The organism is Anabaena sp. FACHB-595 (genome assembly GCF_048568275.1).
Taxonomy (GTDB): domain Bacteria; phylum Cyanobacteriota; class Cyanobacteriia; order Cyanobacteriales; family Nostocaceae; genus Trichormus.
In genome coordinates this window covers 5,688,613-5,702,056 of record NZ_CP183473.1, presented here as the reverse complement: position 1 = coordinate 5,702,056, position 13,444 = coordinate 5,688,613, and the positions used below count along the sequence as shown (strand labels likewise).

The following is a 13,444-nucleotide window of genomic DNA, read 5'->3' as shown; positions in this document are numbered from 1 at the left end:
GCATTTATACCCTTATACCCCTACACCCTTGTCCAAACCCTTGATCTTTCCGTTTTCATGCGTAAGTCCTAATTTACTCTCCGTCATTATGACGATTATTTCCCAAAAATGGAAAATTAAAATTTCTCACACCACGACGGTAACGCTTAACAGGTCTTCTTGTTTGTCGCTTGGTGATTCTGTCGCTTATCTCGTCACTCTCAAGCTCTTGCGTATCGTTAACAGGTAATTGAGTTTTTGTTTCTTCTTTGCTTCGCCACCAAGCAATAATCCAACCTCCCCCAACAGCACCTATTCCACCTAGTAAGATACTCATGGGTGCAGGATATCCCAATAATCCAAACCCCAGCAAGAAAAATAACCAGTATTTCAATCCTGCATCAATACCATCAGAAGAAGCAACAACAGGCGCTTGGGGGCTACTTTTAGTAGAATTAGTGAACCAGCCTAAGGCGAAACCGCCGATAATTCCCAGAAAAATACTTAAAGATAGTGGCGAACCTGTCGTGATTAATATGAATATTAAAAATGCCCCAAATATTAACTGCGACAGGAATTCGGGAGTGAAATTGAATAGGTTGTTATTGTTAGCCATAAATGAGCTAGGGGGATAGGGGTGTAGGGGTGTAGGGGTGTAGGGGTAACGTTTTTAACCTACACTTCTTTCCCCGTAAATAAGCTTTCGGTAAATTACCGATTACCAATTACCAATTACCAATTACCTGTGGTGGTTGAGTTGTGTCCCAAGTTTGCACGTAGGGTTTTTCTTTGTCGGTAAAGGGTTCAGTTTGCTGGAGTTGGGAAGATAACAAATCAACTGTAGCATCGGCAATATCGCCTGTACGCTTTATTAGGCGTTCTTGTATAACTTCTATGGGTGCTGTGCAGTGAATAATCTGGAGGGGAAGGTGATGTTTTTCGGCTTGAGCGATCGCCTCTGCTCGTAAATTTTGTTTATCATATTTAGCATCCAAAATTACTGTGTAACCTTGATTAGCTAGTATAATGCCCAAATTTAATAACCTTGCATAGGTTTTCTGGGTCATTTCGGGTGTATACAAGTCGTCACCGCCACGTTCCCACAAAGAAATTCCCCCCAAGTGTTTGCGGACTGCATCTGAGCGAATTTGAATCGCTCCTAATTGACGAGCTAAGTATTTTGCAGTCGTACTCTTCCCAGAACCGGATAACCCGGACATTAAGATAAGTTTTCCTTGTTTGGGTTTGGTATATTCCCACGCCAGTTTGTAATATGTAGATGCTGTTTTCGTCGCTTCTTCCTTCACTGTCGCTGGGACACTGGGGTCATCTAACAAAAACGAAGTCACCTTAGCTCGGACATAGGATTGACGATTTAAGTATATGGGTAGTACTTCTAAGCCTTCCCAGTCACCAGTCTGCTCTAGATATGTATTCAAATACGCATTACTCAGGTCTGGGCGTTGTTGTGCGTCCAAATCCATCACAGCATAGGCAACATCGAACATCACATCAACAAACCGGAAAGGCTCGTTAAATTCAATACAATCAAACAGGAGAATTTTCTCTTGCCATAGACAAATATTTCTCAGGTGTAAGTCTCCATGACATTCCCGAATATAGTTGTTTTGGATTCGGCGCTGAAATAATTCTTGTTTCTCTGCGAAAAAACGCTCGGTGTAGGCTTTAGTTTCGTCAAATTGCAATTGTGTCTGTGGTTCACCGATATATTTCTCAGTTTGCTGATAATTCTCATCAAATGCAGCCTGCACTTGAGGAACTTCCCCAAAACTGCGGATATAATCATTCGTTTCAGTTTTAGCATGGTATTGAGCTACGACCTTGCCTAATTCTTCTAGGTGTGACTCAGTGAGTTTACCTTGGGCAAAAAGTTCACTGAATAAACCCTCTTGGGGAAACTGGCGCATTTTCAGCACATACTCGACAGCCTCACCTGTTCCTCCTAAAGTATATTTTTCACCTACCAAACTGATTGGTAAGATTTCTAAATATAGTTCAGATGCTCCTCTTTGATTCAGGCGCAGTTCTTCCTGGCAAAAATGTTGTCGCTTTTCTAAAGTGGAGAAATCCAAAAAGCCAAAATTTACGGGCTTTTTTAATTTATAGGCGTACTCTCCTGTGAGTAACACAGAAGAAACGTGAGTCTGGATTAGTTGAATAGGTTCTGTTACTTCATGAGGATAAAATCCTGGTTGTAACATCTGCTGAATTAAGGGTGGGAGAGTCGCTTCTGTCATAGAAATTTTAAATTAACCTGAGTTCGAGATAAGCTGAAACCTTGATTATCCTACTCTTTTGAGGAGAGTAAAAGCCTCAACGCCGAACTCACAAGCATTTGATGAAGATTTTATTGAAAAAAGTCCACAAAAGGCGATCGCTTATTGTAAATGTCTGTGGAAGAACTGTGTCAGCTCATTCCATGAGTCTTCGGCTGCTAAACGGTTATAGGAAGAACGCTCATGGCAGAAAAAACCATGATCAGCATCAGGATAAACCTTCAATGTGTATTCCTTGCTAAGTTCCTGGAACCGCGTCTCAATTTGCTGAACACGCTCAGGTGGAATAAATGAATCGATACCACCGTAAAATAAGTATATGGGTACTGAGATGTTTGTTACCGCTTCTATCCAATCATCCAGAACCATTCCGTAAAAGGAAGCTACCGCCGCAATTTCGTCTGAAAACTTGCAAGCACTGAGAAAAGACAGACCACCACCCAAGCAAAATCCAGTCACGCCAATCTTTTCTGAGAACACATTAGACTGTGACTTGAGATAAGCGATCGCTGCCCTAATATCCTCCTCTATTGGTTTACCGAAGTCAAGGCGGTACATCATCGCCATCGCTTGCTCAACTTCTTCATAGCCAAACTTGTTGTTTGTCAATTCACGATAGTACAAATCTGGAGTCAGAACTACGTAGCCTTCCTTAGCAATTCGGGTTGCTACATCTTGAATGTGGGAAGTTAAGCCAAATGCTTCCATTAAAAGAATTACGGCGGGCTTTTGTCCACGTTCACAAGGCTGATAAAAGAAGGCAGGCATTTTTCCATCAGGCGTAGAAATTTCCACCTCTGTCTTTTCAATTTGCACTTTATTACTCCTGCCTATTTGATTTATTGACATCTTCACTTAGGGACTTCCAGATAAAAAAATATCCCAAATGTAGGGTGCGTCAGTGCAAAAAACCTAACTGTAACAATAAATTATTCGTACTGACGCACCCTACTGGAGTGTCTAGACTAAGCATCAATTTGGAATAATTTATTTTTGAATTTTGAATTGTTAATCTGTCTAAAACAGTCGAGAAAGGCAAACAACAAAAAACCAGGGTTTTAACCCTGGCTTATCAGCAATTATCACAAACTTTAAATGGCAAGTAAAACAAATTTTGCACTTGCTTTAGCCTTTGGCAGTAGCAAGGAAGCTGATGTGATATGGTGTACCCTTGGCTGGATGTATCTGAACTTCTTGAAGAATAGTTTTACCAGTCCATTCCAATTCAGGAATATTGAGTTCGATTTCGGTTTTTTTAACAGCAGCTGCTTTAAGTAATCTTTCAACTACTTTGGCATCAACCACCAGAGAAATTGATTCTCTACCGTTGTGTCCGTACAAGTTGGCGGGGATAAATCCAGCGCGGCGCAAAGCTTTAGGCTTGCTACCTTCTGGTCTTTTTTTAGTTTCGACTGTCAGAGCCATATTAGTTTAATTGTCGGTTGTTAATTGTCAGTTGTCTGTTGTCACAAAACTCTGGACTCTGGACTTTTGACTTAGTACTTAGTACTGATTACGCACTCAATAAAGAGGCGGGAGTACCATCGGGGTGAAGCAAGGCACGTTTTGGCCCGTGGATAGGGTCTTCAACGATGATAGTTTGATCGCGGCTTGCGCCTAAAGAAACGATCGCAATGGGAACTTCCATCAATTCTGCGAGGAATTTTAGATAGTCCAGTGCTTGTTGGGGTAAGTCTTCCAGGGTGCGACATTCGCTTGTTGGCACTTGCCATCCCGGTACAGTTTTGTAAATAGGACGACACCGCGCAAACTGACGCGCACTAGTTGGGAAATGGTCGCAGCGATCGCCGTCTATTTCATAGGCTATACAAACTTGAATTTCCTCTAACTCGTCGAGGACATCCAGTTTGGTAATAGCCATGCAATCCATACCGTTAATTCGCACAGCATAGCGACCAATAACCGCATCAAACCACCCACAGCGCCGCTTCCGCCCGGTGGTTGTGCCAAATTCAGCCCCGCGATCGCATAGTAATTCGCCTAACTCCCCATGCAGTTCAGTAGGGAAAGGGCCTTCTCCGACTCGCGTTGTGTAGGCTTTGGAAACTCCAATTACCCGGTCTATCATTGTCGGGCCTAGGCCTGTACCTACGCAAGCCCCCCCAGCTACGGGGTTGGAAGAAGTGACATAAGGATAAGTCCCATGATCCAAGTCTAAGAGTGTACCTTGTGCGCCTTCAAACAATATATTGCGTCGCCGTTGGATGGCATCGTATATTTTTAACGATGTATCAACAACATGAGGTCTTAGCCGTTCTGCATACCCTATATATTCTTGGATTACCTCTTCAGTATCTAGAGGCGGCAGGTTATACAGCTTTTCTAAAATGACGTTCTTATTATTTATTGTCCATTCCAACTGGTCTCGGAGGGCCGCCGGGTCCATCAAGTCTAATACCCTGATACCTGTGCGCTCGGATTTATCAGCGTAGGTAGGGCCAATCCCTCGACCAGTGGTTCCAATTTTATGGCTTCCGCGTCGCTCTTCTGATGCCTTGTCAATTAGCCGATGATAGGGCATGGTGACATGGGCTGTTTCAGAGATGAGCAGATTTTTAGTAGAAATATTTAAACTTTCTAGTTGGTCGAGTTCTTTTATCAAAACTTGTGGATCGATGACCGTCCCACAGCCGATCATACATTCCGTATCGGGGTACAAAATACCAGAGGGAATCAAATGCAGTTTAAAGGTCTGACCTTTGACTACAATCGTGTGTCCGGCGTTGACACCCCCTTGATAGCGTACTACCACATCTGCGGAGCGGCTGAGTAAGTCAGTTATTTTACCTTTTCCTTCATCGCCCCATTGAGCGCCTATTACAATGACGTTAGCCAAGTGTTTATTTTATTGAGGTAAAGTTTCCACAAAGAACCATTATCAACATAATCTTCGACAAATGTCAATAGTTCTTAGTGATTTTGTCTGCTGCACTAAGTCAGAACGACTGCTAAACTTACCCCAATTGCTACAAATCGGCACAGCCACTCAATTAAAGACTTGATGTTTTTCCTGTTTGTGCTTGTGTTTCAATTGGTTTAACATCTGTGTGTCCCATCTCTCCAGCAATAGTCCGAAAGATAGACATTTGGGCTTCAAAATCTAAATCTTCAATTTGTGAAAGTAAATTATTTATAGTTTCTGTGGGCTGATAATTATCTGGCATTCCTACTACTGTATCACCCATAGCTACAGCCCAAACGTACCAAACTAATAATTGATTATTTTCTTTTAACGCTCCATAAGCGCGAGAATATTCTGTATCTTCACGATTAACAATTTGCCGCATAATATTGAGTTGCTCTTTGTCTGATAACTGGAAATAGTTACCTAATAACAGGGGAGCTAATTCTGGTTCTGCGGCTGCGGGTGCGGCAGGAGTGATAGAATCACCCATTTTTTCATAGACGTAATAAAACCAAGCTAACTTAGCATCGGTATCTAATTTATTAAAAGCTTCGACTAAATTACGGGTTTCATTACTTAGAGCTTGAGAAGCATTTTTTTCGTAACTAGCAGTCATAACTTAGATTTCCAAGTAAATTTTAAGTTCTTCAAGTAATAATTAGCAACATTTTGTTGGCTTTATCTACTTTCCAAAGAAATAATTATATTTGCTACATCTAAGTATTTATATCTATCTTTCAATAGAGGTAATAATCTTACTAGGGGGAGCTACAAAGTAGCCCGTCACGTTGTTACCATCGCTACAACGATTTAAAAAAGATTGAAGGTATTAGCTATGTCTGAAGAAATAAAACCTAATTCTATGGAAGCTCCTACCCACGATGCAAAATTAGCTGCCGAAAATATAGCTAGTGGTGAAGAAAAAGCACCAAAAGTTGATTTTGATGCTGACTATGCAGCTGCACAAGAATTTAGTATTAGCGATGTTGATCGTACTGGTGAAGGCGCTGCGGCAGCCGAAGCCGCTACGGCAAGTCAACAAGAGATTTCTGTACCTGAAGAAGCCAGAACTGAAGCTCAATCAACTAGCAATCCTGACGATTACGTAGAGTTAGCAAAAGAGATAGGCGCGTCTAGAGAAGATGCAGTTACTAACGTTAGCGATGATTTAGTAAAACAGGCTATAGAAAAAGGTCGAGCTAAGAAATAGTCATTGTAGTGCTGTTGAAAACCTTATTCCCGTTTTGGTGGTATGGTTAACAGCGCCCTCTACTTGAGAATATAAATCCAATTCGCAATGGACTAACGTCCCACTCCGCTCTAAGCGCAGCTATGCCGCAGGCTTTACGCAATTCGTAATAAATAGTAGGGTGGGCAATGCCCACCAAAACGCAATTTTCTATTCCGCTTCACTCTACAGATACTAAGATTTTAAGCATCAGCACAGGCTAAAAAACAATAGCCAATCGGATTCATAGAAAAACTTATTTGTTAATACTTAAAATTAAAAGACTAATTTTTAGGAAATATTGCTAAATCAGTATCAGGGTCGAAAAAGTGAATTTTATCTAGTGTTAGTGATAACCAGATTTGCTCACTCACATTGATGATTCGGTCTGATGGAACTCGTACTTGCAAAGGTTTAATTGTATGAGAAAATCGAGATTCAGCCTCAGTTAGTACCACATTAATAAAAGAATCATTACCTAAGTTTTCTACTAAATCTACTTGTACGGGCAAATTTTTAGTAGCGGGTACACTCACAGTTAAATGTTCCGGACGAATACCTAAAATGAGTGTTTGCTTATCATATTTTTGCAGCACACTTGCCCATATCTCTGGAAGGGTGAGACGGAACTGGGAATGGGTAATTAATAATGGCGCGTGAAACTCTACGGGAATAAAATTCATGGGTGGTGTACCAATGAATTCAGCTACAAAGCGATTGGCTGGATGATTGTAGAGTTCTAAGGGGGAAGCTACTTGTTGAATTTGACCTTGATTCATGATGGCGATACGATCGCCCATTGTCATGGCTTCTGTTTGGTCGTGGGTGACGTAAATTGTTGTTGTGCCTAGCTGGCGTTGCAATTTGACGATTTGAGCGCGGGTTTCTGCCCTTAACTTGGCATCTAGGTTAGAAAGCGGCTCATCCATTAAGAATACTTGAGGATTACGGGCGATCGCTCTTCCTAAAGCCACCCGTTGTCTTTGTCCTCCAGATAGTTGCTTGGGTAAGCGATGCAGCAAAGTCTCAATTTGTAACAAATGCGCTACAGACCGCACTTGCTCGTCTACTTCCCGTTCTTGATCAGAAATATAACGCAGTCCTTTGGGAAGCTTTCTTGTCGCACCTACTAATAGATTTTCTGCCCAGGTGGGGAGTTGGGATGGGGAACTGGGGTGATTGTCTCTGTGTTCTTCCGATCCAGAACGGCGACGCAAACCGAAGGCGATATTGTCATATACCGTCATGTGGGGATAAAGGGCATAATTTTGAAACACCATTGCAATATCTCGTTCCTTGGGTGGTAAATCATTCACCAAGCGATCGCCTACCCAAATATTGCCCCCAGTCATCACTTCTAACCCCGCAATTAACCGCAGCAGGGTACTTTTACCGCAACCAGAAGGCCCCACCAACACCATAAATTCCCCGTCAGGAATAGTCAGGTTTATCCGCCGCAAAACATTCACGGTTCCTGCTGGTTCTGCGTCAGTTTTCTTCGCGGATGGAGTTTGTGAACTCACATTTTCCCCTCTGCGGGGAGGGAAACTTTTGTAAACGTTTTCTAAAACAACTTGCGCCACAGTATTGTCACTAGTCATTGGTCATTAGTCATTGGTCATTAGTCAAGAAAGCTCTGAACTTTGAACTATTGACTATGGACTAATCACTAAATGGTCATTTTAGCGTCCATGATACACATTCTCTATCGCTACGAAAAATTAAAAAAATACTCGCACCACCCTAAAGCACACTAATCTTGATTTTAGGGCTGTCTGGAGGTGTTGTGATGACTACCGATTTACTGACTAATCCTGCCCATGAGATTGTAGATGTCAAAACTACGGACTGTTGTATTGTCGGAGGTGGCCCGGCTGGTGCGGTCTTAGCTTTATTGTTGGCGCGTCAAGGTGTTTCTGTAATATTGCTGGAAGCCCATAAAGACTTTGACCGAGATTTTCGTGGGGATACGATTCACCCATCGGTGATGGAAATTATGGAGGAATTGGGATTAAGCGATCGCTTGCTACAATTACCCCATGCCAAAATGCGACAAATTCGCGTAAAAACAACTGAAAATACTTTTACTTTGGCTGATTTTAGCCACCTAAAAACTCGCTATCCCTATATTACAATGTTGCCTCAGGTGAAATTCCTAGAGTTCATTACCCAAGAGGCTCAAAAATACCCAAGCTTTAAATTAGTCATGGGTGCGAATGTGCAGGAATTAATCCAGGAGAACGGAGTAATTCAAGGTGTGCGCTATCGAGGCGGCGGTGGTTGGCACGAAATCAGGGCAATACTCACGGTGGGTGCAGATGGTCGTCATTCGCGGTTACGGCAATTGGGTAATTTTGCCGCAACTGAAACCTCACCGCCAATGGATATTCTTTGGTTCCGCCTACCGCGTCAACCAGAAGATGGTGAGGGAGGAATGGGGCGTTTTGCCCCTGGTCATATCATCGCTATGCTTGACCGTGGTAATGAATGGCAAATGGCTTATGTGATTCCTAAGGGAGGCTATCAGCAGTTACGGTCTACAGGTTTGGAAGCGCTGAAAAAATCTGTTGTGGAAGTCGTCCCAGAATTAGCAAATCGTATCCACAATTTACACGATTGGTCACAGGTAGCATTTCTCTCTGTGGAATCAAACCTTGTGCAGCGCTGGTATCGTCCAGGATTGCTATTGATTGGTGATGCAGCTCATATCATGTCACCAGTCGCCGGAGTGGGGATTAATTATGCGATTCAAGATGCGGTGGTAACTGCTAATGTCCTGACTAAACCACTGCAAAATCACCATGTAAAACTTAGGGATTTAGCCAAAGTCCAGCGTCGGCGGGAATTGCCTACACGGATTATTCAAGCATTTCAAACCTTCATTCAAAAGCGAGTATTTGCCCCTATACTAGCCGAGAATCTGAATTTTCAGCCCCCGATGCTGTTGCGCTTGCCAATATTGCGCGACCTACCAGCTAGATTAATTGCTTTGGGTGTTTTTCCTGTTCATGTTCAAACTTAAATTCAGTATCAAGTATTTTCTCTGTCAATAAAGTGGTACAATTATACTACTCATGCAGAAATCAATGCTCTTTTAGTCAGGCGGGAGTGGCAAACAGCATCTAAAAAATGCTGTTCAAAACTGTCGCTTGGCTTTTATGCTAAAACAGACTCTTAGTTAGAGTGTTTTTTTTATTAGAGATTACTAATTCTAGAAATTCTAGAAAAAGCCAACTATTAAATATTAAGTATTGCTTGGCATTACATCCAAAAATCTCTAATTTTTCAATGGTTGGAAGAAAGTTAAGTAAGGGAAAATCTCACAATCAAAAACAGAAATCTTTCTTCCCTAATCCCTATTTTCCATACAGTCAGGAGGATTTAATGAACAGCTGTGTTTTATTAGCAGAAATCATTCAAGAGCCACAACTGCGCTATACATCTGATAATTTAGCAGTCACAGAAATGTTGGTGCAATTTCCCAATTCCCAAAAACCAGATGATCCACCAGCGACTTTAAAAGTTGTTGGCTGGGGGAATTTAGCTACAGAAATCCAGCAAAACTATCATCAAGGCGATCGCGTCATCATTGCTGGACGTTTAGGGATGAATACCATCGACCGTCCAGAAGGATTTAAAGAAAAACGGGCTGAATTAACAGTACAGCAGATTCAATCAATTAGTGGTAGTGGTAACTTCACCTCATCACCAGCAGTATCCAGAACACCAGCCGTTACCGAAACCCCCTCTCGTCCACCCTCCCCGGCTGTTACGACTCAACATGATCTTCCTAGCTACGAATCACCACGTCCAGCACCAACTCCAGCACCCAGTAAAGTGAGTGTTCCACCCCAGGTAAACAACTATGAACCTGCGCCTCAAACTACCTACTCACCTGTAGAAGTACCAGACCCAGACGATATTCCATTTTAGGTAATGGGTGTAAGGGTGTGAGGGTTTCAAAGATTTATACCCCTATACCCCTACATCCTTGATCTTTCGTTTTCATGTGTAAGTCCTAATTCTTTCTCCAAAATTTCTCACCTTGGGAGGAAGCTAAAGTTACATCTTCCCCATCCCAGTCCCGAATTTTCCAAACTACTGCTAAAATCCAAATAATTTTTACTCATATTATTAATAGGCTCCTATGAGAGAAACTGTCCTAGAGGTTCGCAATCTACAAGTTGAATTTTCCGGTGATGGCAATGCTGTCAAAGCTGTCGATGGTGTTTCCTTTCAGCTGCATCGGGGTGAAACTCTAGGAATAGTGGGTGAATCTGGGAGTGGTAAATCAGTCACATCATTGGCGGTGATGGGTTTGTTGCAACATCCGGGGAAAGTTAGCGGTGGAGAAATTCTGTTTTGTCCACAAGCCAACGCTAACCCCATTAATTTATCGGCTTTATCTGCTGAGGAAATGCAACTATACCGGGGTGGCGACATCGCCATGATTTTTCAAGAACCGATGAGTTCTCTTAACCCGGTTTATAATATCGGGTTTCAACTAACGGAAGCCATTTTCCGCCATCAAAATGTTAGCCAAACAGAAGCAAAACAGATTGCGATCGCAGGTCTGCAAGAGGTTAAACTTTTACCTAGCGATGAGCAAATCAAACAGCAATATATTGAAACCTGGCCGCAAACCAACCCCAATGCTCCACTAGACGAGTTCAAGTTAGCGCAATTGGTGAAGCAGCGTAAGGAAACGATGCTGGAACGCTACCCCCACCAATTATCTGGGGGACAGTTGCAACGGGTGATGATTGCAATGGCAATTTCCTGTAACCCCTTACTATTGATTGCAGATGAACCGACGACAGCCTTAGATGTGACGGTACAAGCGACAATTATTGAACTGTTGCGAGAGTTGCAGCAAAAGCGGGAAATGGCGTTAATTTTCATCACCCACGACTTGGGTTTAATTTCAGAAATTGCTGACCAAGTAGCGGTGATGTACAAAGGTAAGGTTGTCGAATATGGTGCAGCCGAGCAAATTTTTAGTAATCCCCAACATCCATATACTAAAGGCTTGGTAGCTTGTCGCCCCACCCTCAACCACCGTCCCCATAAATTACTCACTGTTGCTGACTACATGAGTGTAGAAGAAACATCCAGTGGTCAGTTAATTATCCAAGCCAAAGAACCGTCACAGCCACCAGAAATCACTTCTGAGGAAATCTCCGCCAGATTAGAAGGACTAGAAGAAAAGAACCCTTTATTACAAATCAAGAACTTGAAAGTTGGTTTTCCTGTAAAAGGTTGGTTTGGTGGAACAAAACGCTATCAAATGGCGGTTAACGATGTTTCCTTTGATGTTAAGCCAGGGGAAACTTTAGGTTTAGTCGGGGAATCTGGTTGCGGTAAAACTACACTGGGTAGAACTTTGCTACGGTTAATTGAGCCAATGAGTGGTCAAATTATCTTTGATGGGCAAGATATTACTAATCTTAAAGGCGAACCGTTGCAAAAACTGCGGCGGGAAATGCAAATAGTCTTTCAAAATCCCTTTAGTTCCCTTGACCCCCGGATGAAGGTTGGGGATGCAGTCATGGAACCGTTATTAATTCACTCTGTAGGTAAGACGGTACGACAACGGCGCGAACGAGTGGCGGAACTTTTGGAACGGGTGGGTTTGAGTGCAGATGCAATGAATCGCTATCCACATCAATTTTCTGGTGGTCAGCGTCAACGGGTTTGTATTGCTCGTTCCTTGGCATTGAATCCCAAGTTTATCATTTGTGATGAGTCGGTTTCGGCGTTAGATGTGTCAGTACAAGCCCAGGTATTGAATCTGTTAAAAGAATTACAGGATGAATTTCAGTTAACTTATATATTTATTTCCCATGACTTAAGCGTGGTTAAATTTATGAGCGATCGCATTTTAGTCATGAATCGTGGTCAAATAGTTGAACAAGGTACAGCCGAAAGTATTTACCGTGAACCGAAGGAAGCCTACACCCAAAAATTAATCGCCTCCATCCCCACAGGTAGCCCCGAACGAGTCCGCAGCCATCATCTGAAAACTTCTTGATTATGTGTTTTGAATTTTGGCTTATCCACATTTTATAAAATGTGGATAAGCTTTTACTGTTGGCACCAAGGCATGATAATGGCGCTATAATTTGTTATTCACGTCCACTCTAAATACTTACATTTTTCATCTTCCACAAGCTTACGTAATGTTTGCAAGGTTTTAAGCTTAGAGGGTGTTTGAAAAGTCGGTCAATGAGAAAAGCCATAACTAGGAAAAATCTTTTCCTAGTCTCCTACTTCTAATTTACTCCGCGTAGCTTGCGAGTATTTTCTACTAAACTTTGAGCAAATTGATCAAATCGTTGGGAGAGTTTTTCATCAAGTAACTTTCCTTCAGGGCTAAAAGCACTGTAGGCTTGTCCAATGGCAATTTGCTCTGGAATTACCCAACCATGTACCCAACGCACAATCAGCCTGAGGTCGTTTAAGGCGTTGCTATTTGATTGACCACCCAAAACGCTAATCAGTCCTGTTACTTTACCAGACAGTTCATCAAAGCTCATCAAATCAAGGGCATTTTTGATTACACCACTAACGCCGCCATGATATTCAGGTGTAGCTAAAATCAGTCCATCAGTATTACTAACGGTGTCACGCAAGCGCTGAACATCTGGATAATCTGAGTAGTCTTTACCACCATTACAAAATGGTAATTGCCACTCCCGCAAATCGATAATTTCTACTTCCGCACCTAAAGCTTCTAGGCGTTGCGCTGCTACCCGCAAAGCTAACTGAGTGTAAGAGTTCGGTCTTAAACTACCAGCAATACCTACAATTTTTACCATAATGCACCTAAAGTTAAGAATTTGTAAAAATGCGAAGTCATTACGAATTTGTATATAATCTTAACGATTTATTTTCCTGTAGTCAAATTACCGCTAGACCACGGAAAATCGAGCTTTTGGTGGATATCAAGAATAGAACAGGAAATAAATCCGCAACAGTCCTGATATTTTTTACCTGTTCCTGATTACCTATTGC

General features: G+C 42.2%; 12 protein-coding genes. 4 read left to right on the top strand and 8 right to left on the bottom strand.

The annotated features are described in order from the left end of the window. Nucleotides 1-73: 73 nt before the first annotated feature. The 6 genes from ACN222_RS23920 to ACN222_RS23895 form a co-directional block, all read right to left on the bottom strand. Nucleotides 74-595 (bottom strand): hypothetical protein, encoded by a 522-nt coding sequence (locus ACN222_RS23920; RefSeq protein WP_010998918.1) that lies wholly within the window; start codon nucleotides 593-595, stop codon nucleotides 74-76. Between the two features lie 109 nt (nucleotides 596-704). After that, the gene (locus ACN222_RS23915) at nucleotides 705-2,237 is read right to left on the bottom strand and encodes an AAA family ATPase (protein WP_010998917.1); all 1,533 of its coding nucleotides are present in this window, start codon (nucleotides 2,235-2,237) and stop codon (nucleotides 705-707) included. 141 nt (nucleotides 2,238-2,378) lie between these two features. Further along, nucleotides 2,379-3,092, bottom strand: a complete 714-nt coding sequence (locus tag ACN222_RS23910; protein ID WP_044523321.1) for a dienelactone hydrolase family protein — start codon at nucleotides 3,090-3,092, stop codon at nucleotides 2,379-2,381. Nucleotides 3,093-3,401: 309 nt separating this feature from the next. Beyond that, entirely contained in the window at nucleotides 3,402-3,701 is a 300-nt protein-coding gene (gene rplY, locus ACN222_RS23905) for a 50S ribosomal protein L25 (RefSeq protein WP_010998915.1), read from the bottom strand. Nucleotides 3,702-3,789: 88 nt separating this feature from the next. After that, on the bottom strand, nucleotides 3,790-5,133 hold the full coding sequence (locus ACN222_RS23900; RefSeq protein WP_044522336.1) for an adenylosuccinate synthase: 1,344 nt from the start codon (nucleotides 5,131-5,133) through the stop codon (nucleotides 3,790-3,792). A 154-nt stretch (nucleotides 5,134-5,287) separates the two neighbouring features. After that, nucleotides 5,288-5,818 (bottom strand): orange carotenoid protein N-terminal domain-containing protein, encoded by a 531-nt coding sequence (locus ACN222_RS23895; protein WP_010998913.1) that lies wholly within the window; start codon nucleotides 5,816-5,818, stop codon nucleotides 5,288-5,290. 219 nt (nucleotides 5,819-6,037) lie between these two features. Between ACN222_RS23895 and ACN222_RS23890 the strand changes: the two genes are divergently transcribed. Further along, complete coding sequence (locus ACN222_RS23890) at nucleotides 6,038-6,412, top strand: hypothetical protein (RefSeq protein WP_010998912.1); 375 nt, start codon at nucleotides 6,038-6,040, stop codon at nucleotides 6,410-6,412. A 302-nt stretch (nucleotides 6,413-6,714) separates the two neighbouring features. Here ACN222_RS23890 and ACN222_RS23885 read toward each other — a convergent pair whose 3' ends face one another. Next, nucleotides 6,715-8,013, bottom strand: a complete 1,299-nt coding sequence (locus ACN222_RS23885; protein WP_010998911.1) for an ABC transporter ATP-binding protein — start codon at nucleotides 8,011-8,013, stop codon at nucleotides 6,715-6,717. Nucleotides 8,014-8,219: 206 nt separating this feature from the next. Here ACN222_RS23885 and ACN222_RS23880 point away from each other — a divergent pair, with 206 nt between their 5' ends. From ACN222_RS23880 to ACN222_RS23870, 3 genes are all read left to right on the top strand, one after another. Beyond that, nucleotides 8,220-9,452 (top strand): FAD-dependent oxidoreductase, encoded by a 1,233-nt coding sequence (locus ACN222_RS23880; protein WP_044522332.1) that lies wholly within the window; start codon nucleotides 8,220-8,222, stop codon nucleotides 9,450-9,452. A 362-nt stretch (nucleotides 9,453-9,814) separates the two neighbouring features. Next, complete coding sequence (locus tag ACN222_RS23875) at nucleotides 9,815-10,363, top strand: single-stranded DNA-binding protein (RefSeq protein WP_010998909.1); 549 nt, start codon at nucleotides 9,815-9,817, stop codon at nucleotides 10,361-10,363. A gap of 214 nt (nucleotides 10,364-10,577) precedes the next feature. Continuing rightward, a complete protein-coding gene (locus ACN222_RS23870) occupies nucleotides 10,578-12,461 on the top strand; it encodes an ABC transporter ATP-binding protein (RefSeq protein WP_010998908.1) in 1,884 nt (627 codons plus the stop codon). 241 nt (nucleotides 12,462-12,702) lie between these two features. On the opposite strand, the gene ACN222_RS23865 is transcribed toward ACN222_RS23870, so the two are convergent. After that, entirely contained in the window at nucleotides 12,703-13,248 is a 546-nt protein-coding gene (locus tag ACN222_RS23865; protein WP_010998907.1) for an NADPH-dependent FMN reductase, read from the bottom strand. Nucleotides 13,249-13,444 lie beyond the last annotated feature (196 nt).